The sequence below is a fragment of the Parazoarcus communis SWub3 = DSM 12120 genome (assembly GCF_003226565.1).
GTDB classification, from domain to species: Bacteria; Pseudomonadota; Gammaproteobacteria; order Burkholderiales; family Rhodocyclaceae; genus Parazoarcus; species Parazoarcus communis.
Genome location: NZ_QKOE01000005.1, coordinates 228766 through 248403 on the forward strand (window position 1 = coordinate 228766; position 19638 = coordinate 248403).

The window sequence follows — 19638 nt, forward strand, 5'->3', positions numbered from 1 at the left end:
ATGAAAATGGAAAACAACCTGCAACGAAGCCTGGCCGCTGCTGAAGGTACGGTGGGCGTGAGCGCCGCAGCAAAGATCAAGATGACCGCCCGTGATGCACGTGTGTTCTACGGCGAGAAGGAGGCGCTGCATGGGGTGAATCTGGATATTCGCGAGAATGAAGTGCTGGCGTTCATTGGCCCGTCAGGCTGCGGAAAGTCCACTTTCCTGCGCTGTCTGAACCGGATGAACGACACGATCGACGGCTGCCGGGTCACCGGCAAGATCGAACTCGATGGCGAAGACATCTATGACCGTTCGCTTGACGTCGTGTTGCTGCGCGCCCGGGTGGGTATGGTGTTTCAGAAGCCGAACCCGTTTCCAAAATCGATCTACGACAACATTGCCTATGGACCGAAGTTGCATGGTCTGGCATCGACTCGCGCCGAGCTTGACGAGGTGGTCGAGCGCAGTCTGATTCGCGCCGGTCTGTGGGACGAAGTCAAGGATCGTCTCGATCAGCCGGGTACCGGACTGTCGGGTGGTCAGCAGCAGCGTCTTTGTATTGCCCGCGCGGTGGCGGTGAGTCCCGAGGTCATCCTGATGGACGAGCCGTGTTCGGCCCTCGATCCGATCGCAACGGCAAAGGTGGAGCAGTTGATCACCGAGCTCGCGGAGAACTTCACCATCGTCATCGTCACCCACAACATGCAGCAGGCCGCACGGGTGTCGAACCGGACTGCCTTCTTCCATCTCGGGGATTTGGTGGAAGTGGATGACACCACACACATCTTTACCAGCCCCAAGGACAAACGGACAGAAGACTACATTACCGGCCGGTTTGGTTGAGCCTGGGAGGAGGGGTTTACCCTCCTCGTATTTAGTCAATATTTCAATATTATTTGAATTGTTAAATTATTTTGTGGCAGTATCCACGGAATGAGGAGCGGTCAGCATGATTTCAGAAAAGGTCTACAACGTGTTGTTCTTGTGCTCGGGAAACTCCGCACGTTCCATCTTTGCCGAGGCCATTCTCAATCAGGATGGGCTGGGGCGCTTTCGTGCCTGGTCGGCGGGCAGCATGCCGCGTGGGCAGGTGCATCCGATCACGCTCGATATGCTTGGCAAGATGAACTACCCGGTCGATGGTCTGCGCTCCAAGAGTTGGGACGAGTTCGCCGCAGAGGGGGCGCCAGTGCTGGACTTCGTCATCACCGTCTGTGACACCGCAGCGGGTGAGGTGTGTCCCGCCTGGCCTGGTCAGCCGATGACGGCGCACTGGGGGGTGCCGGACCCGGTGGTGGTTGAGGGATCCGAGAGTGAGCGCTATCTGGCGTTTGCCGACAGCTACAGGATGCTGAGAAACCGGATCAACATTTTCATCAACCTGCCGATCAAGAGTCTCGACCGGCTCAGCTTGAAGGCAAGAATGGATGAGATCGGCAAGCTGACTGACGCCGCACCGGACGGGGGCGGGCAGGCGTAGAGGCTTGCGGCAGTGTGCTTGAGTAACGGCCGACGGTAAGCGCCTTATCGTTGCTGGTCGACCAGGCTGGGCACTGTATGACAGCGACTGCGTGCGGCAAATGCTGCGATATAACTTGAATGATTGGAGGTTTGAATGAAAGTCGGTATCAATGGCATGGGCCGTATCGGGCGTCTGGCACTTCGTGCGGCGATGGGGGCGGCGGACCGGCAGGCGGACGATCCGCGTGCGGGCAACCGGCTCGAGGTCGTGCACCTCAACGAGTTGAAGGGTGGGGCAGCAGCCACGGCGCACCTGCTGGCCTTTGACAGCGTGCAGGGCAAGTGGCGTGCCGACATCCGTGCCGAGGGCGAGGATACGATCCGGATCGACGAACGCAAGCTGTCCTTCTCGTCTCACGCCACTGCCGCCGAAATCCCCTGGGGGGAATTGGGTGTGGATGTGGTGCTGGAGTGCACCGGCAAGTTCCTGACGCCTGAAACCCTGCAGGGCCATCTGGATCGTGGTGCCAAGCGGGTGATCGTCGCTGCCCCGGTGAAAACCGGCGGCGTGCTTAACATCGTGGTCGGCATCAATCACGAACTGTACGACCCGGCACGTGACCGCATTGTCACTGCGGCGTCGTGCACCACCAATTGCCTCGCACCGGTGGTCAAGGTCGTGCATGAGAACCTGGGTATCCGCCATGGGCAGATCACCACCATTCACGATCCCACCAATACCAACCTGGTGGTCGATGCGCCGCACAAGGACCTGCGCCGTGCCCGCAGTTCGCTGATGAGTCTGGCGCCGACGACCACGGGTAGCGCGACCGCAATTGCGTTGATCTACCCGGAACTTAAGGGCAAGCTCAATGGCCATGCGGTGCGCGCGCCGGTGCTCAACGCCTCGCTGACTGACTGCGTGTTCGAACTGAAGCGCGAGACCACCGCGGAGGAGGTGAATGCCTTGTTCGAGGCGGCGGCGGCGGGACCTTTGGCGGGCATTCTCGGCTATGAGACGCGTCCGCTGGTCAGCGTCGACTACGCCCGCGATACGCGCAGCGCCATCATCGATGCATTGTCGACGATGGTGACCGATGGCACCTTGCTGAAGGTGTATGCCTGGTACGACAACGAGATGGGCTATGCCTGCCGTATGGTCGACCTGGCCTGCTATATGGACGCCAGGGGGCTCTGAAGCCATGCAACACGCTGCGCGCAACTACGCCATTGTCACTGCCGCCTATTGGGGCTTTACGCTCACCGATGGCGCGTTGCGCATGCTGGTATTGCTGCATTTCTACCGTCTGGGGTATTCCCCGTTTACGCTGGCCTTCCTGTTCCTGCTGTACGAGGCAGCGGGGGTGCTGGCCAATTTGATCGGCGGCTGGCTGGCGACGCGTTATGGTATTGCACGCATGTTGACGGTGGGGCTGGTGACGCAGATTGCCGGTTTTCTGTTGCTGTCAATGCTCGACCCCGGATGGTCCGCGGCGATGGCGGTGGCCTGGGTGGTGGTGGCGCAGGGTATCTGCGGTGTGGCCAAGGACTTGACCAAGACCGCCAGCAAGTCAGCGATCAAGGTCACGCAGGCCGAGGCCAGGGAGCAGGGCGCCGGCCAGTTGTTCAAATGGGTGGCGTGGTTTACCGGCAGCAAGAACGCGATGAAAGGTATCGGTTTCTTTCTGGGTGGTTTGTTGCTGGAGGTGCTGGGGTTCCGCGGGGCATTGTGTGCGATGGCCGGCTTGCTTGCGCTGGTGCTGGTGGGCGTGGTGAGTTCGCTGCCACCGATGATGGGCAAGGCGAAAGCCTCCCGCTCGGTACGCGAATTGTTTGCCAAGAATCCCGGCATCAATGCATTGGCGGCCGCTCGCGTGGCGCTGTTCGGTGCGCGTGATGTGTGGTTTGTGGTCGGCGTGCCCGTGTTCCTGTATTCGGCGGGGTGGACCTTCACCATGGTGGGCACCTTTCTCGCTGCATGGACGATCGCCTACGGGGTGGTGCAGGCACTGACGCCACATGTGGTGAAGCGTAGCGCCGATGGCTTGAGCCAGGAGGTGCCGGCGGCACGCCATTGGTCAGTGTTGCTGGCCTTGATTCCCGCTGCACTGGTGGGTGCAGTGTGGTTCGAGGTGCCGAACCTGGAGTGGGTGGTGGTCGGAGGGCTGAGTCTGTTCGGCTTTGTGTTCGCAATCAATTCCTCGGTGCATTCTTACCTGATCCTGGCGTATGCGGGGTCTGAGAAGGCGGCGGAGGATGTGGGCTTCTATTACGCTGCCAATGCTCTGGGGCGCTTCATCGGCACCTTGTTATCCGGCGTGCTGTACCAGTGGGGCGGGTTGAGCTGGGCGCTTGGCGGGTCCGCGCTGATGCTGCTGGCGTGCTGGCTGATTACGCTGATGTTGCCGACACGACTTGTGCTGATGGGCCGGCCGCTATCATGATCCGTGCCGTCCGTGAGGCGGGTGTCGCCCGTCGCAACCCTGTTGAGCCGCTCGAGAGAATGATCATGGAAAAATCTGCTGCACTGGCTGTCTTTGAATCGCTGTCCTCGGGTATCCGGCTGGATGTCTTCCGTCTGCTAGTGCGCAAGGGGCCGGATGGGCTGGTGGCGGGTGAGATTGCACTGGCTCTGGATCTGCCGCCGACCAATGCCTCATTTCATTTGAAGGCGCTGACCCATGCCGGTCTGTTGTCGGTGGAGCAGGAAGGGCGCTATCAGCGTTATCGCGCCAATCTGCCGCTGATGCGCGACCTGATCGACTACCTTACCGCCGAATGTTGTGAAGGGATGCCAGAGCGTTGTGAGGAAACGCGCGGGGTGTGCGCGGATGGGCTCAAGTGTTGATGCCCGACGGACGTCGTGGTGCGCTCCAGTAATGTAACGATTGCAATCATCTTGCGCCGGATGGCGCATCGGGAACGGATATGGGTTTGTTCGAACGGTTTCTGACCGTCTGGGTGGGTCTTGGCATCCTGGTGGGTGTGGGGCTCGGTCTGGTGGTACCGGGTGTATTTCAAGGGATTGCGGCGATCGAGTTCGCCCATGTGAACCTGGTCGTTGCCATCTTCATCTGGGTGATGATCTACCCGATGATGATCCAGATCGACTGGCATGCAGTGAAGGACGTGGGGCGCAAGCCACGTGGCCTGATCCTGACCCTGGTGGTCAACTGGCTGATCAAGCCCTTCACCATGGCTGCGCTGGGGGTGCTGTTCTTCCACTACCTGTTTGCGCCCTGGGTTGATCCGCAATCGGCCAGCGAGTACATCGCCGGCATGATCCTGCTGGGCGTGGCACCTTGCACCGCGATGGTGTTTGTGTGGAGTCAACTGGTTAAGGGTGATGCCAATTACACGCTGGTGCAGGTGTCCGTGAACGACATCATCATGATCTTTGCGTTTGCCCCCATCGCCGCCTTCTTGCTGGGCGTGACCCGGATTACCGTGCCGTGGGAGACGCTGGTGCTGTCCACCGTGTTGTATGTGGTGCTGCCCTTGCTTGCCGGCATGGCGACGCGGCATCTGCTTGAGCGCCGGTCACCCCATGCGGTAGCGGATTTCGTCGGGCAGTTGAAGCCGTGGTCCATTGTGGGTCTGATTGCCACCGTGGTGCTGCTGTTTGGCTTCCAGGCGCAGACCATCATCGACAAGCCGCTGGTGATCGCCATGATCGCGGTGCCGCTGATGGTGCAGACCTATGGCATCTTCGCGATCTCCTACGTGGCGGCGAGGGTGTTGAAATTGCCGCACAATGTCGCCGGGCCTGCCTGCCTGATTGGCACCTCCAATTTCTTCGAGCTTGCGGTGGCGGTGGCTATCTCGCTGTTCGGGCTCAACTCCGGTGCGGCACTCGCAACCGTGGTCGGGGTGCTGGTGGAGGTGCCGGTCATGCTGTCGCTGGTCGCGATCATCAATCGTACCCCGCACTGGTTCATCCACACGCATGCCGGGCAAGGGCCGCTGAGCAAGGGAGCACGTTCATGAGCAGCATCACGATCTATCACAATCCACGTTGCGGCACATCCCGCAACACCCTGGCGATGATCCGCAACAGCGGCGAAGAGCCGGTCATCATCGAGTATCTGAAGACCCCGCCGACGCGTGACCAGTTGGTCGCGTTGATCGCTGCAGCTGGGTTGGGCGTGCGCGGCATCATGCGCGCCAAGGAGAAGTTGTTTGGCGAGCTCGGGCTTGCCGATCCGGCTGTAAGCGACGAGGCGCTGATCGATGCGATGATGGCGCATCCGATCCTGATCAACCGCCCGATTGTGGTGACGCAGCTGGGTACCCGCTTGTGCCGGCCGTCAGAGGTGGTGCTCGACATCCTGCCGCAGCCGCAGCGGGGTGCCTTCACCAAGGAAGACGGCGAACAGGTGGTTGATGGGGAGGGGCGTCGTGTCTGATCTTGCTGGCGATCTGCCCAATATCGATGCAGGGCTCTTCCGTATCCCGAATCCTGCACAACTGTGTGCGACGCCGGCGTCGACGCATCCGCCGCGCATCCTGCTGCTCTATGGGTCCTTGCGGGCGCGTTCGTTCAGTCGTCTGATGACCGAAGAGGCGGCCCGTCTGTTGCGCGCCATGGGCGCCGAGACGCGTATCTTCAATCCCAGTGGTCTGCCCTTGCCGGACGATGCGCCGGACACCCACCCCAAGGTGGCGGAGCTGCGTGAGCTGACCCAATGGGCGGAGGGCATGGTGTGGTGCTCGCCCGAGCGTCATGGCGCAATGACCGGCATCATGAAGGCACAGATCGACTGGATTCCGCTGTCGGTTGGCGCGGTACGGCCGACCCAGGGCAAGACCCTGGCGCTGATGCAGGTCTGCGGCGGATCGCAATCATTCAATGCGGTCAACCAGATGCGGGTGCTTGGGCGATGGATGCGGATGCTGACCATCCCCAATCAGTCTTCGGTGGCAAAGGCCTTCCTGGAGTTCGACGAGCACGACCGCATGAAGCCTTCTGCCTACTACGACAGGGTGGTGGATGTGATGGAAGAGCTGCTCAAGTTCACCCTGCTGACCCGCGATATCGCGCCCTATCTGGTCGATCGCTACAGCGAGCGCAAGGAAAGTGCAGAGGCCTTGTCGCAGCGTGTGAACCAGCGCTCGATCTGACAGTCGTACCGGCTGAAACCCAATCTGCTTCGGCGCATCTTCTCCATGTGCGCCCATGCACCGGTCGTGACGCGATGAGGATGTTTTGCCGCCAGGCCTGGCTCGGCATATAATCTCGCGATTTATCGGACGGTTTTCCGCATGTCGAACAAACTCGTCGCTGGCAACTGGAAGCTGAACGGCAGCCTTGCCGAAAACAAGGTCTTGCTGGACGGTCTGCAGTCTCCGGACGGAGTGGAGGTTGCGGTCTGCGTGCCCTATCCGTATCTGGCGCAGGCGGGGCTGTTGCTCAAGGGCATTGCCCTGGGGGCGCAGGACGTCAGTGAGTATGATCGCGGCGCCTACACCGGTGAGGTCAGTGCATCGATGCTGGCCGAGTTCGGATGCCACTATGTCATTGTTGGTCACTCCGAGCGGCGGGCCTTGTTTGCCGAGAGCGATGCTGCAATCGGTCGCAAGGCCGCGGCTGCGCTGTCCGGTCGCCTTGTGCCCATCGTCTGTATTGGTGAGACGCTGGATGAGCGCGAAGCCGGTCAGGTGATGGCGGTGGTAGGGCGTCAACTGGCTGCGGTGCTCGATGTATTGGGTGTCGAGGCCATGGGGCAGGTGGTGCTGGCTTACGAACCGGTCTGGGCGATCGGTACCGGGCGGTCGGCATCGGCTGATCAGGTGGCTGAGGTGCACGGTCTGATTCGTGCCTGGTTGCGTGATCAGGGCGTGGCAGCCGATGGCGTGCGCATCCTGTATGGCGGCAGCGTCAAGCCGGGTAACGCGGCCGAATTGTTTGCGCTTGCCGATGTCGATGGTGGTCTGATCGGCGGGGCGTCGCTGGTGGCCGAAGATTTCATGTCCATCTGCCGGGCGGCAGTGGCTTAATTCAACTGTATTCAGTTTCTTTCAAGGTTGTTCGTGATGAGTGACATGCTTTTTTCGCTGGTGCTGACGGTTCATGTGCTGGTGGGTCTTGGGGTGATCGGTCTGGTGCTGGTGCAGCACGGCAAGGGGGCTGATGCGGGTGCTGCTTTCGGGGGTGGTGCGTCCTCGGGTAGCTTGTTCGGTTCTTCGGGGTCGGCCAACTTTCTCAGTCGCACCACCGCGGTGCTTGCGACGGTTTTCTTCATTACCAGCCTGAGCCTGGCCTACCTTGCCAGCAACAAGCCGGCAGCCCCCTCCAGCATCATGGAAGGCGCTGTTCCGACGGTGCCGGCAGCCGGTACTGCAGTGCCCGCGCCAGCCGCGCCGGCAGACGATTCCAAGGCGCAGGCAATCCCCAAATAAGTGCATCCACGACTTTGCGCAGTGCGCAAAAAGCCGTATAATCCGCTTGCTGTAACAAGCGCAGTGCCGACGTGGTGAAATTGGTAGACACGCTATCTTGAGGGGGTAGTGGCGAAAGCCGTATGAGTTCGAGTCTCATCGTCGGCACCACAGAATGCAGAGGGCGCCCGCGTAAGCGGGCGTTTCCATGAAGGGCAGCTAAAACAATAATGGCAGCAATAAGTTGCCTTACTCAATAGGGGTATTGAGATGCTGGAAAATTATTTTCCCGTATTGCTGTTCGTTCTTGTAGGTCTGGGCTTTGGTGTGGTTCCCATCGTCCTTGGTCGTCTGGTTGCCCCCTATCGTCCCGATAGCGAAAAAACCTCTCCCTACGAATGTGGCTTCGAGGCGTTTGAAGACGCCCGCATGAAGTTCGACGTTCGCTACTATCTCATCGCCATTCTCTTCATCCTGTTCGATCTCGAAATCGCCTTCCTCTTTCCGTGGGCGACCGTGTTCCAGGAGTTCATCGCCGCTGGCGAGCAGGCCTGGTTCGTGTTCGGTTCGGTCATGGTGTTTCTTGCCATTCTGGTTATCGGCTACATCGTCGAGTGGAAAAACGGCGCACTCGACTGGGAGTAAGGCATGAGTATTGAGGGCGTCTTTCGCGAGGGATTTGTGACCACCTCGCTCGATGCGGTCATCAACTGGACGCGCACCGGTTCCTTGTGGCCGATGACGTTTGGTCTGGCTTGCTGTGCGGTGGAAATGATTCACGCAGGCTGTTCGCGTTATGACCTTGACCGTTTTGGCGTGGTGTTCCGGCCCAGTCCGCGGCAGTCCGATCTGATGATCGTGGCGGGTACGCTGTGCAACAAGATGGCACCCGCGCTGCGCAAGGTGTACGACCAGATGGCAGAGCCGCGCTGGGTTATCTCCATGGGTTCCTGTGCCAACGGAGGTGGTTACTACCACTATTCCTATTCCGTTGTGCGTGGGTGTGACCGAATCGTGCCCGTCGATGTTTACGTGCCAGGCTGTCCGCCGACGGCCGAGGCCTTGCTCTACGGCATCATCCAGCTCCAGAACAAGATCAAGCGCACCAATACCATCGCGCGCTGACGAGGCTCCAGAACATGAGTTCCAAGCTTGAACGCCTGAGCCAGACCCTGCAGCAGGTCTTTGGTGATACCTTGCAGTCGCTGGTCCTGGATCGCGGTGAGGTGACGATTGAAGTCTCCGCTGCGGATTATCTTGAAGTGGCGCGCAATCTGCGTGACCACGAAGACCTTCATTTCGAACAGTTGATTGACCTCTCTGGTCTCGACTATTCCACTTACGGCAATGCCGAGTGGGCCGGCAAGCGATTTGCCTCGGTCGCTCATCTGATGTCGGTGCGCTACAACTGGCGTTTGCGTCTGCGTGTGTTTGCCGAGGATGACGGCTTTCCGGTGCTGGACTCGGTATGTGAGCTGTGGGCCAGTGCCAACTGGTACGAGCGCGAGTCCTTTGATCTGTACGGCATCATGTATGCCGGTCATCCCGATCTGCGTCGTATCCTGACCGACTATGGTTTTGTTGGTCATCCCTTCCGCAAGGATTTCCCGATTTCCGGCTATGTCGAGATGCGTTACGACCCGGAGCAGGGGCGCGTGGTCTATCAGCCGGTGACCATCGAGCCGCGTGAAAACACCCCGCGCATTGTGCGCGAAGACAGCTACGGGGACGTCGGCCATGGCTGAGATCCGCAACTACACCATCAACTTTGGCCCGCAGCATCCGTCTGCGCACGGTGTGCTCCGTCTGGTGCTCGAACTTGACGGCGAAGTCGTTGAGCGTGCTGACCCGCACATCGGTCTGCTGCATCGTGGCACCGAAAAGCTTGCCGAGACCCGTACCTGGGTGCAATCCGTGCCTTACATGGATCGCCTCGACTACGTGTCGATGATGTGCAACGAACACGCCTACTGTATGGCGATCGAGCGTCTGCTGGGCGTGCAGGTGCCCGAGCGTGCGCAGTACATCCGGGTGATGTTCGACGAAATCACCCGCATCCTCAATCATCTGCTGAACATCGGTACGCATGCGCTCGATATCGGCGCGATGACGATGGTGCTGTATACCTTCCGTGAGCGTGAAGATCTCATGGATGCTTACGAGGCAGTGTCGGGGGCGCGCTTGCATGCGGCTTATTATCGTCCGGGTGGGGTCTATCGTGATCTGCCGGACCGCATGCCGCAGTACCAGGCAAACAAGTTCAAGAATGCCAAGGCCATCGCTGACCTGAATGCCAATCGTCAGGGGTCGTTGCTGGACTTCCTCGAGGATTTCACCGAGCGATTCCCGCGCTATTGCGACGAATACGAGACCCTGCTGACCGACAACCGCATCTGGAAGCAGCGTACCGTAGGTATCGGCGTCGTATCGCCCGAGCAGGCGCTTACCTGGGGTTTTACCGGCCCGATGTTGCGTGGTTCCGGTATTGCCTGGGATTTGCGTAAGAAGCAGCCTTACGAAGTGTACGACCGGCTCGATTTCGACATTCCGGTGGGCAAGAACGGCGACTGCTATGACCGTTATCTGTGCCGTATGGAAGAGATGCGCCAGTCCAATCGCATCATCCGTCAGTGCATCGACTGGTTGCGCAAGAATCCCGGCCCGGTCATCACTGACAATCATAAGGTTGCACCGCCGCAGCGCGAGAACATGAAGTCCAACATGGAAGAGCTGATCCATCACTTCAAGCTCTTCACTGAAGGCATGCATGTTCCCAAGGGCGAGGTCTATGCCGCAGTCGAGCATCCGAAGGGCGAGTTCGGCGTGTATGCGGTGTCCGATGGTGCGAACAAGCCTTATCGCCTCAAGCTGCGCGCACCGGGTTTTGCTCACCTTGCAGCCATGGACGAGTTGACGCGTGGTCACATGATTGCCGACGTGGTGGCGATCATCGGCACCATGGACGTGGTGTTCGGCGAAATCGACCGATGATCGGCCTTATGCGAAGCGGGCAAACCAATACGAATACACGGCGGGCTATCCGGAAGACGAGCACGACATGCTGAGCCAGGAATCGCTGCAACAAATCGATCGCGAGATCGCTAAATATCCGTCTGATCAGAAGCAGTCTGCCGTCATGGCGGCGCTGCGCATTGCCCAGGTCGAGAAGGGCTGGCTGCCGCGCGATCTGATCGAGTTCGTGGCTGCCTACCTCGAGATGCCGGCCATTGCGGCATACGAGGTTGCCAGCTTCTACAACATGTATGACCTCGAACCGGTTGGTCGCCACAAGATCACGGTGTGCACCAATCTGCCCTGTGCCCTGTCCGGCGGTGTGCATGCTGCGGAGTACATCAAGCAGAAGCTGGGCATCGATTTCAACGAAACCACTGCCGACGGCAAGTTCACCCTTAAAGAGGGCGAGTGCATGGGTGCCTGTGGTGATGCCCCGGTCCTGCTGCACAACAATCACAAGATGTGTAGCTGGATGACCACCGAGAAGATCGACCAACTGCTGGCCGAGCTGGAAAACAAATGAGCGCCCACGGACTGATTCTCGCCGGTGTCGACGGCGACCGCACCTGGCGGCTACAGGACTATGTCGCGCGCGGTGGTTATGCCGCGCTGCGCAAGATCATTGCGGAGAAGACGCCGCCGGAAACCATCATCGCCGAGCTCAAGGCATCGGTGCTGCGCGGCCGGGGCGGTGCAGGTTTTCCGACTGGCCTGAAGTGGTCCTTCATGCCGCGTTCGTTTCCGGGCGACAAGTATCTGGCCTGTAATTCGGACGAAGGCGAACCGGGTACCTTCAAGGATCGCGACATCCTGCGTTACAACCCGCATACCGTCATCGAAGGCATGGCGATTGCAGCCTATGCGATGGGGTGCGCCCGTGGTTACAACTATATCCACGGCGAGATCTTCGAGATCTACCAGCGCTTTGAAGAGGCACTGGATGAGGCACGTGCTGCCGGCCTGATCGGTCAGAACATCCTCGGTTCGGACTTTTCCTTCGAGCTGTTCGCCCATCATGGCTATGGCGCCTACATCTGCGGTGAAGAAACCGCCTTGCTCGAGTCGATCGAGGGCAAGAAGGGCCAGCCACGCTTCAAGCCGCCATTTCCGGCCAGCTACGGTCTGTATGGCAAACCGACGACGATCAACAACACCGAGACCTTCGCCTCCGTTCCGTTCATCATGAACATGGGCGGCAACGGCTTCCTTGAACTCGGCAAGCCGAACAATGGCGGCACCAAGCTGTTCTCCATTTCCGGTCACGTCAATCGTCCGGGCAACTACGAGATCAACCTCGGTACCCCGTTCTCCGAACTGCTGGAAATGGCGGGCGGCATGCGGGGTGGCCGCAAGATCAAGGGTGTGATCCCGGGTGGCTCCTCGTCTCCGGTGTTGCCGGGTGACGTCATGATGGACTGCACCATGGACTATGACTCGATCTCCAAGGCGGGGTCGATGCTGGGTTCGGGTGCGGTGATCGTCATGGACGAGACCACCTGCATGGTCAAGGCGCTGGAGCGCCTGTCCTACTTCTACTTCGAAGAGTCCTGCGGCCAATGTACCCCCTGCCGCGAAGGCACTGGCTGGCTCTATCGGGTGGTCCACCGTATCGAGAACGGTCTGGGGCGCCCGGACGACCTCGATCTGCTCAACTCGGTGACCGGCAACATCATGGGGCGGACGATCTGTGCGCTCGGCGATGCGGCCTCGATGCCAGTGCAGAGTTTCATCAAGCATTTCGGCGACGAGTTCGCCTATCACATCGAAAACAAGAAGTGCCTCGTGCCGCCTGAAGTGCAGTACGCCGGCAGTCAAATCTACGTGAGCCCCTCATGCTAGAGATCGAAATCGACGGCAAGCCGATCCAGGTGCCGGACGGCAGCACGGTGATGGAAGCCGCCACCGAGGCTGGCGCCTACATCCCGCATTTCTGCTACCACAAGAAACTGTCCATCGCAGCCAACTGCCGGATGTGCCTGGTCCAGGTCGAGAAAGCGCCCAAGCCGCTGCCGGCCTGTGCGACGCCGGTGACCAATGGCATGAAGGTGTGGACTCAGTCCGAGCTCGCGGTCAAGGCTCAGAAGGGCGTGATGGAGTTCCTGCTGATCAACCATCCGCTCGATTGCCCGATCTGCGATCAGGGCGGCGAGTGCCAGTTGCAGGATCTTGCCGTGGGGTATGGCGACAGCAAGTCGCGTTACCAGGAAGAAAAACGCGTGGTGTTCAACAAGAACCTCGGCGCGTTGGTTTCCACCGACATGACCCGGTGCATCAATTGCACCCGCTGCGTGCGTTTCACGACCGAGATCGCCGGCGAGATGGAACTTGGCCAGGCTTTCCGCGGCGAGCATGCCGAGATCATGCCGTTTGTCGAGAAGACAGTGGATTCCGAGCTGTCGGGCAACATCATTGATTTGTGCCCGGTGGGCGCGCTCACCTCCAAGCCGTTCCGCTTCGCTGCCCGTACCTGGGAGTTGTCGCGTCGCAAGTCGGTCAGTCCGCACGATGCGCTGGGTGCGAACCTGATCGTGCAGACCAAGCATGACGTGGTCAAGCGTGTGCTGCCGCTGGAAAACGAGGCCCTCAACGAATGCTGGCTGTCGGACAAGGACCGCTTTTCTTACGAAGCGCTGAGCTCCGATCAGCGTCTGACCCGGCCGATGGTCAAGCAGGGCGGAGAGTGGAAGACCGTCGATTGGCAGACTGCGCTCGAGTTCGCGGCCAACGGTCTGAAGGGCATCGTGCGCGATCACGGTCCCGCCGCAATTGGTGGTCTGGCCTCGCCGCATGCCACGCTTGAAGAGCTGCATCTGCTGCAGAAACTGGTACGCGGCCTCGGTTCGGACAACGTCGATTTTCGCCTGCGTCAAGTCGATTTCCGCGCCGACACGAGCCGTGCGGGCATTCCCTGGCTGGGTATGCCGGTTGCCGCCGTAGCCGATCTGAACCGCTTGCTGGTGGTGGGCAGCTTCCTGCGCAAGGATGCGCCGCTGCTGGCTCAGCGTGTGCGTCAGGCGGCCAAGCGCGGTCTGCACGTCAGCGCAGTCGGTCCGAATGCTGAAGAGTGGTTGATCAAGGTTCGTCACCGTGCCCTGGTGGCACCGGCGGACATGGTGTCGACGCTGGCTCAGGTTGTCGTTGCCGTGGCGGCAGAGAAGGGACTCGCCGTTACCGAGTCGCTCGCAGCGGGTCTGCCTGCTCAGGTCTCGGACGAGGCTCGCGCCATTGCGCAGAGCCTGGCAAGCGGACAGAAGGTCGCGGTGTGGCTGGGTAGTCTGGCCGTACAGCATCCGCGTGCTGCAGAACTGCAGCAGTTGGCCAACGAGATTGCCCGTTTGTGCGGCGGCGTTGCCGGGTTCATCGGCGAAGCGGCCAACAGCGTGGGTGGCTATGCTGCGGGGGCGACGCCCCGTGCGGGCGGTCTGGATGCGCGTGCAATGATCGAGCAGCCACGCAAGGCTTATGTGTTGCTCGGCGCCGAGCCTGCGCTCGATTTTGCCGATGGTGTGGCGGCGGTTGCGGCATTGGGCAGTGCCCAGTTGGTGATTGCGCTGTCTGCCTTCGACGCAGAGTCGCTGCGTGAAACCGCAAACGTACTGCTGCCGATCGCGCCTTTCTCGGAAACCTCGGGAACCTTCGTCAATTGTGAAGGGACGGCACAGAGCTTCAACGCGGTTGCGCGTCCGCTGGGCGAGACGCGGCCGGGCTGGAAGGTGTTGCGTGTCATTGCCAACCTGCTGGATCTGACAGGCTTCGCCCAAGGCGATTCCGAGGCCGTGCGGGCCGAGGTGCTGGTCGACGGCAAGGTGGCAGATCTGGACAACGGGCTGGGTGCGGTCGAGGCGGTCCCGACAGCCGCTGCTGTCGGGCTGCAACGTGTTGCCGATGTGCCGATCTATTTTGCCGATCCGCTGGTCCGTCGTGCGCCGTCGCTGCAGAAAGCCAAGGATGCCGCGGTGCCGCTCGCCCGCATGTCTGCGGCCACGGCGGCGAGCTTGGGCATCCAGTCCGGCGATCGTGTGCGTGTATCGGGTAGCGGCCGGGTTGAATTGACCGCAGTAGTCGACGACAGCGTCGCCAACGCGTGCGTGCGGGTTGCCGCAGCGCATGTGTCGACGGTCGGTCTGGGTCCGATGTTCGGCGAACTGAGTGTGGAGCGCGTCTGATGGAAGCAATGCTGCAACCCGTTGCCGACTTGTTCGGACCGATCTGGCCAGCGGTGTGGACCCTGGTCAAGATCATCGCCATCATCGCCCCGCTGATGATCTGCGTTGCCTACCTGACGCTGGCCGAGCGCAAGGTGATCGGCTACATGCAGGTCCGTATCGGCCCTAACCGAGTAGGGCCGATGGGGCTGCTGCAGCCAATGGCTGACGGCATCAAGCTGCTGCTGAAGGAAATCATCGTCCCCAGTGGAGCCAACAAGGGGCTGTTCATCCTCGGCCCCATCCTTGCGCTGGCGCCGTCGCTGGTGGCGTGGGCCGTCGTGCCATTTGACGACGGTCTGGTGTTGGCCAACGTCAATGCCGGTCTGTTGTTCCTGTTGGCGATCACGTCGATGGAAGTGTACGGCGTCATCGTCGCGGGCTGGGCGTCGAACTCCAAATATCCCTTCCTCGGGTCGATGCGTGCTGCCGCGCAGATGGTGTCGTACGAGGTATCGATGGGTTTCGCCCTGATCTGCGTGTTGTTGATCTCGGCCAGCCTCAACCTGACCGACATCGTCACCACCCAGGCGCAGGGGCGTTTCCATGACATGGGCCTGAGCTTCCTGTCGTGGAACTGGATTCCGCTGTTCCCGATGTTCGTCGTCTATGTGATTTCCGGCATTGCCGAAACCAACCGCGCACCGTTCGACGTTGTCGAAGGTGAGGCCGAGGTTGTTGCGGGTCACATGGTCGAGTATTCGGGCATGACCTTCGCGTTGTTCTTCCTGGCCGAGTACGCCAACATGATCCTGGTCTCGATCCTGACCTCGATCCTGTTCCTCGGTGGCTGGCTCTCGCCGGTGGGCTTCCTGCCGGACGGCTTCCACTGGCTGGCGTTGAAGACGGCGATGATCCTGTTCATCTTCCTGTGGGCACGTGCAACCTTCCCGCGCTTCCGCTATGACCACATCATGCGTCTGGGCTGGAAGGTCTTCATCCCGGTCACCCTGGTGTGGGTGGTTGTGGTGGCGGTGTGGATGATGTCCCCGCTGTCGATCTGGAACTGAGGTAGGAACGATCATGGGTGCCAAGGATTACTTCGGAAGTCTGTTCCTGACGGAACTGGTCAAGGGCATGGCCCTGACCGGCCGCCACTTCTTCCAGCGCAAGATCACGGTGCAGTTTCCCGAGGAGAAGACGCCGCAGAGCAATCGTTTCCGCGGGCTGCATGCGCTGCGCCGCTACCCCAACGGGGAAGAGCGTTGCATTGCCTGCAAGCTGTGTGAGGCGATCTGCCCGGCGATGGCGATCACCATCGAGTCGGATCAGCGTGATGACGGTTCGCGCCGCACCACGCGCTACGACATCGACTTGACCAAGTGCATCTTCTGCGGCTTCTGCGAAGAGGCCTGTCCAGTCGATGCCATCGTCGAGACACGCATTTTCGAGTATCACGGCGAACAGCGCGGCGATCTCTACTACACCAAGCAGATGCTGCTGGCGGTGGGGGATCGCAACGAGGCGCAGATTGCTGCAGACCGCGAACAGGACGCCAAGTACCGATAAGGGGAGGGCGCCCGAGGGCGCCAGCGAAAAATGGAATTCAAGACCTTCGTGTTCTACTTTCTGGCGGCGATCCTGGTGTTCGCCGCACTGAGAGTCATCACTGCCCGAAACCCGGTGCACGCTGCACTTTATCTGGTGCTGGCCTTCTTCAATGCGGGCGGTATCTGGCTGCTGCTGCACGCCGAGTTCCTCGCCATCACCCTGGTGATGGTCTATGTCGGCGCGGTGATGGTGTTGTTCCTGTTCGTGGTGATGATGCTGGACATCAACCTCGACCGCCTTCGTCAGGGCTTCTGGAGTTACCTGCCGCTGGGCGCGATGATCGGCATCCTGCTGGTGATCGAAATGGCATTGGTGCTGGGTGGTCAGTACTTCGGTCTTGAAGCGATGCCGGCGCCGCCTGCGCCGGGTGAGGGTTACAGCAACACCCGCGAGATCGGGCGTGTGCTCTACACCGATTACGTCTATCCGTTCGAGCTTGCATCACTGGTGTTGCTGGTGGCAATGGTCGCCGCGGTGTCGCTGACGTTGCGCAAGCGCAAGGGAACCAAGTACATCGATCCGGCCCTGCAGGTGGCTGTGAAGCGCGAAGGTCGCGTGGAACTGGTCAAGATGCAGGCCGAGAAGGAATAACAAGCGCGAACAAAAACCGCGCCGGCGGTGTCCGGCGCGATCAGGGAGTAGTCATAGATGCTTTCGCTTTCCCATTACCTCATCCTGGGCGCGATCCTGTTCGCGATCAGCGTGGTCGGGATCTTCCTCAACCGGAAGAACCTCATCGTGCTGTTGATGGCCATCGAGCTGATGCTGCTCGCGGTCAATCTCAACTTCATCGCGTTCTCGCACTATCTGGGCGACATCGCCGGCCAGATCTTCGTTTTCTTCATCCTCACCGTGGCGGCGGCCGAATCGGCCATCGGTCTTGCGATCCTGGTTGTGCTGTTCCGCAACCTGCGCACCATCCACGTTGATGATCTGGACAGCCTCAAGGGTTAAGGAAGCGTCACGATGACGGACATGCAGAAGCTCTATCTCCTCGTGCCGCTGGCGCCGCTGGTCGGCGCCATCCTGGCCGGTCTGTTCGGCAAGCTGATCGGCCGAACCGGCGCGCACATTGCCACCATCCTGGGGGTGGCGATCGCCTTTGCCGCGTCGGTGGTCATCTATCAGGATGTGGCCGCAGGCAACACCTTCAACGGCACGGTTTACACCTGGATGCAGGCGGCGGGCATCACGTTTGAAGTCGGTTTCCAGATTGACAGCCTGACCGTGATGATGATGCTGGTGGTGACCTTCGTGTCGCTGATGGTGCACATCTACACCATCGGCTACATGTCGGAGGATCCTGGTTACCAGCGCTTCTTCAGCTATATCTCCTTGTTCACCTTCTCCATGCTGATGCTGGTGATGTCGAACAACTTCCTGCAGTTGTTCTTCGGCTGGGAGGCGGTGGGCCTGGTGTCCTACCTGCTGATCGGCTTCTGGTATGAGCGCCCGACTGCGATCTACGCCAACATGAAGGCCTTCCTGGTCAACCGCGTCGGCGACTTCGGCTTCCTGCTCGGTATTGGCCTGATCGTGGCCTACACCGGCAGCCTCAACTACGCGGAAGTGTTTGCCAAGGCGCAGGAACTGTCGGTGACCGAAATGGCCTACACCGGCTGGCCGCTGCTCACCGCAATCTGTATCTGCCTGTTCATTGGCGCGATGGGTAAATCGGCACAGGTGCCGCTGCACGTCTGGCTACCGGATTCGATGGAAGGCCCGACTCCAATTTCGGCACTGATTCACGCCGCGACCATGGTGACCGCAGGCATCTTCATGGTGGCGCGCATGTCGCCGCTGTTCGAACTGTCCGATGTCGCACTGTCCTTCGTACTGGTCATCGGTGCCACCACGGCACTGTTCATGGGCTTCCTCGGCATCATCCAGAATGACATCAAGCGCGTTGTGGCGTATTCGACGCTGTCCCAGCTGGGTTACATGACGGTTGCGCTCGGTGTGTCCGCCTACTCGGCAGCGGTGTTCCACCTGATGACCCACGCCTTCTTCAAAGCCCTGTTGTTCCTGGGGGCGGGCTCGGTGATCATCGGCATGCACCATGATCAGGACATCCGCAACATGGGCGGCCTGTGGAAGTACATGCCCATCACCTGGCTGACGTCGCTGCTCGGTTCGCTGGCGCTGATTGGTTTCCCGTTCTTCTCCGGCTTCTACTCCAAGGACTCGATCATCGAGGCGGTGCATGCCTCGACCATCCCGGGAGCAGGGTACGCAATGGTTTGCGTGTTGCTCGGCGTGTTCGTGACCGCGTTCTACTCCTTCCGTATGTATTTCCTGGTATTCCACGGCAAGGAGCGCTTCGGTCAGGCACATCATGATGATCATGCCCATGCTGACGCGCATGGTGACCATGGCGACGGGCACGACGATCATGGTCATGACGATCATCACCACCATGGCCTTGCTCCGGGCCAGAAGCCACACGAGTCGCCGCTGGTGGTCACCCTGCCGCTGATCCTGCTCGCGATCCCCTCGGTGTTGATCGGCTTCTTCACCATCGAGCCGATGCTGTTCGGTGACTGGTTCAAGAACGTGATCTTCGTCGGTGAAAACCATGTGGGCCTGAAGGAGCTTGCGGAAGCTTTCCACGGTCCGGTGGGCATGGCGATCCACGGTCTGCAGACCGCACCGTTCTGGCTGGCAATGGCGGGTGTCGCAGTGGCCTGGTTCTTCTACATGGTCAAGCCGGAGATTCCGGCAGCCATCCAGCGCACCTTCAAGCCGCTGAACACGGTGCTGGAGAACAAGTACTACTTCGACCGCTTCAACGAGATCTTCTTTGCTGCAGGTGCACGCCTGCTGGGCAAGGGCTTGTGGAAGGGCGGTGATCAGGCCCTGATCGATGGTGTTGCGATCAATGGCACGGCGAAGCTGGTGGGCTGGATTGCGCAGATCTCGCGTCTGTTCCAGACCGGGCACCTGTACCAGTACGCCTTCACCATGATCATTGGCGTGTTCATCCTGCTGACTTACTGGCTGAACAAGGCCTGAGTCGGCACGTGAAACGCAGGGATTTCAAACT

22 protein-coding genes and 1 tRNA gene are annotated in these 19638 nt (G+C 60.3%); all 23 read left to right on the forward strand.

Annotated features, from left to right (window positions below):
- The 23 genes from pstB (at nt 1) to nuoL (ending at nt 19607) form a co-directional block, all read left to right on the forward strand.
- Complete coding sequence (pstB, locus tag DNK49_RS09570) at nt 1-828, forward strand: phosphate ABC transporter ATP-binding protein PstB (protein ID WP_438616899.1); 828 nt, start codon at nt 1-3, stop codon at nt 826-828.
- A 106-nt stretch (nt 829-934) separates the two neighbouring features.
- Nucleotides 935-1465: an arsenate reductase ArsC gene (locus DNK49_RS09575; RefSeq protein WP_110524113.1), complete on the forward strand. Its 531-nt coding sequence runs from the start codon at nt 935-937 to the stop codon at nt 1463-1465.
- Nucleotides 1466-1600: 135 nt separating this feature from the next.
- Nucleotides 1601-2644: an ArsJ-associated glyceraldehyde-3-phosphate dehydrogenase gene (locus DNK49_RS09580; RefSeq protein ID WP_110524114.1), complete on the forward strand. Its 1044-nt coding sequence runs from the start codon at nt 1601-1603 to the stop codon at nt 2642-2644.
- Between the two features lie 4 nt (nt 2645-2648).
- Nucleotides 2649-3890, forward strand: a complete 1242-nt coding sequence (gene arsJ, locus DNK49_RS09585) for an organoarsenical effux MFS transporter ArsJ (protein ID WP_110524115.1) — start codon at nt 2649-2651, stop codon at nt 3888-3890.
- 65 nt (nt 3891-3955) lie between these two features.
- Nucleotides 3956-4294, forward strand: coding sequence for an ArsR/SmtB family transcription factor (locus DNK49_RS09590; RefSeq protein WP_110524224.1), 339 nt, complete (start codon nt 3956-3958; stop codon nt 4292-4294).
- A gap of 80 nt (nt 4295-4374) precedes the next feature.
- Nucleotides 4375-5433, forward strand: a complete 1059-nt coding sequence (gene arsB, locus DNK49_RS09595; protein ID WP_110524116.1) for an ACR3 family arsenite efflux transporter — start codon at nt 4375-4377, stop codon at nt 5431-5433.
- Nucleotides 5430-5852 carry an arsenate reductase (glutaredoxin) gene (gene arsC / locus DNK49_RS09600; protein WP_110524117.1) on the forward strand — a complete coding sequence of 141 codons (423 nt, stop codon included), beginning with the start codon at nt 5430-5432 and terminating at the stop codon, nt 5850-5852. The genes arsB and arsC overlap by 4 nt, the downstream gene beginning before the upstream one ends.
- Nucleotides 5830-6567 (forward strand): arsenical resistance protein ArsH, encoded by a 738-nt coding sequence (gene arsH, locus DNK49_RS09605; RefSeq protein ID WP_110524118.1) that lies wholly within the window; start codon nt 5830-5832, stop codon nt 6565-6567. The genes arsC and arsH overlap by 23 nt, the downstream gene beginning before the upstream one ends.
- Before the next feature lie 141 nt (nt 6568-6708).
- Nucleotides 6709-7443, forward strand: coding sequence for a triose-phosphate isomerase (gene tpiA, locus DNK49_RS09610; protein WP_110524119.1), 735 nt, complete (start codon nt 6709-6711; stop codon nt 7441-7443).
- Nucleotides 7444-7479: 36 nt separating this feature from the next.
- Nucleotides 7480-7845, forward strand: coding sequence for a preprotein translocase subunit SecG (gene secG / locus DNK49_RS09615; RefSeq protein WP_110524120.1), 366 nt, complete (start codon nt 7480-7482; stop codon nt 7843-7845).
- Between the two features lie 65 nt (nt 7846-7910).
- Nucleotides 7911-7995: transfer RNA gene (locus DNK49_RS09620), tRNA-Leu, on the forward strand.
- 99 nt (nt 7996-8094) lie between these two features.
- Nucleotides 8095-8469 carry an NADH-quinone oxidoreductase subunit A gene (gene ndhC / locus DNK49_RS09625; RefSeq protein WP_110524121.1) on the forward strand — a complete coding sequence of 125 codons (375 nt, stop codon included), beginning with the start codon at nt 8095-8097 and terminating at the stop codon, nt 8467-8469.
- A gap of 3 nt (nt 8470-8472) precedes the next feature.
- The gene (locus DNK49_RS09630; protein ID WP_011765130.1) at nt 8473-8949 is read left to right on the forward strand and encodes a NuoB/complex I 20 kDa subunit family protein; all 477 of its coding nucleotides are present in this window, start codon (nt 8473-8475) and stop codon (nt 8947-8949) included.
- Between the two features lie 14 nt (nt 8950-8963).
- Nucleotides 8964-9569 (forward strand): NADH-quinone oxidoreductase subunit C, encoded by a 606-nt coding sequence (locus DNK49_RS09635; protein WP_110524122.1) that lies wholly within the window; start codon nt 8964-8966, stop codon nt 9567-9569.
- Nucleotides 9562-10815, forward strand: a complete 1254-nt coding sequence (locus DNK49_RS09640; RefSeq protein ID WP_110524123.1) for an NADH-quinone oxidoreductase subunit D — start codon at nt 9562-9564, stop codon at nt 10813-10815. Before DNK49_RS09635 ends, DNK49_RS09640 begins: the two co-directional genes overlap by 8 nt.
- A gap of 67 nt (nt 10816-10882) precedes the next feature.
- On the forward strand, nt 10883-11362 hold the full coding sequence (nuoE, locus tag DNK49_RS09645) for an NADH-quinone oxidoreductase subunit NuoE (protein ID WP_110524124.1): 480 nt from the start codon (nt 10883-10885) through the stop codon (nt 11360-11362).
- A complete protein-coding gene (nuoF, locus tag DNK49_RS09650) occupies nt 11359-12678 on the forward strand; it encodes an NADH-quinone oxidoreductase subunit NuoF (protein ID WP_207806932.1) in 1320 nt (439 codons plus the stop codon). The genes nuoE and nuoF overlap by 4 nt, the downstream gene beginning before the upstream one ends.
- Complete coding sequence (gene nuoG, locus DNK49_RS09655; protein ID WP_110524125.1) at nt 12672-15005, forward strand: NADH-quinone oxidoreductase subunit NuoG; 2334 nt, start codon at nt 12672-12674, stop codon at nt 15003-15005. Before nuoF ends, nuoG begins: the two co-directional genes overlap by 7 nt.
- Complete coding sequence (nuoH, locus tag DNK49_RS09660; RefSeq protein ID WP_110524126.1) at nt 15005-16054, forward strand: NADH-quinone oxidoreductase subunit NuoH; 1050 nt, start codon at nt 15005-15007, stop codon at nt 16052-16054. The genes nuoG and nuoH overlap by 1 nt, the downstream gene beginning before the upstream one ends.
- 13 nt (nt 16055-16067) lie before the next feature.
- Entirely contained in the window at nt 16068-16553 is a 486-nt protein-coding gene (gene nuoI / locus DNK49_RS09665; RefSeq protein WP_110524127.1) for an NADH-quinone oxidoreductase subunit NuoI, read from the forward strand.
- A gap of 30 nt (nt 16554-16583) precedes the next feature.
- Nucleotides 16584-17186, forward strand: coding sequence for an NADH-quinone oxidoreductase subunit J (locus DNK49_RS09670; RefSeq protein WP_110524128.1), 603 nt, complete (start codon nt 16584-16586; stop codon nt 17184-17186).
- A 57-nt stretch (nt 17187-17243) separates the two neighbouring features.
- Nucleotides 17244-17549 carry an NADH-quinone oxidoreductase subunit NuoK gene (gene nuoK, locus DNK49_RS09675; protein ID WP_110524129.1) on the forward strand — a complete coding sequence of 102 codons (306 nt, stop codon included), beginning with the start codon at nt 17244-17246 and terminating at the stop codon, nt 17547-17549.
- Between the two features lie 12 nt (nt 17550-17561).
- On the forward strand, nt 17562-19607 hold the full coding sequence (gene nuoL, locus DNK49_RS09680) for an NADH-quinone oxidoreductase subunit L (protein ID WP_110524130.1): 2046 nt from the start codon (nt 17562-17564) through the stop codon (nt 19605-19607).
- Nucleotides 19608-19638 lie beyond the last annotated feature (31 nt).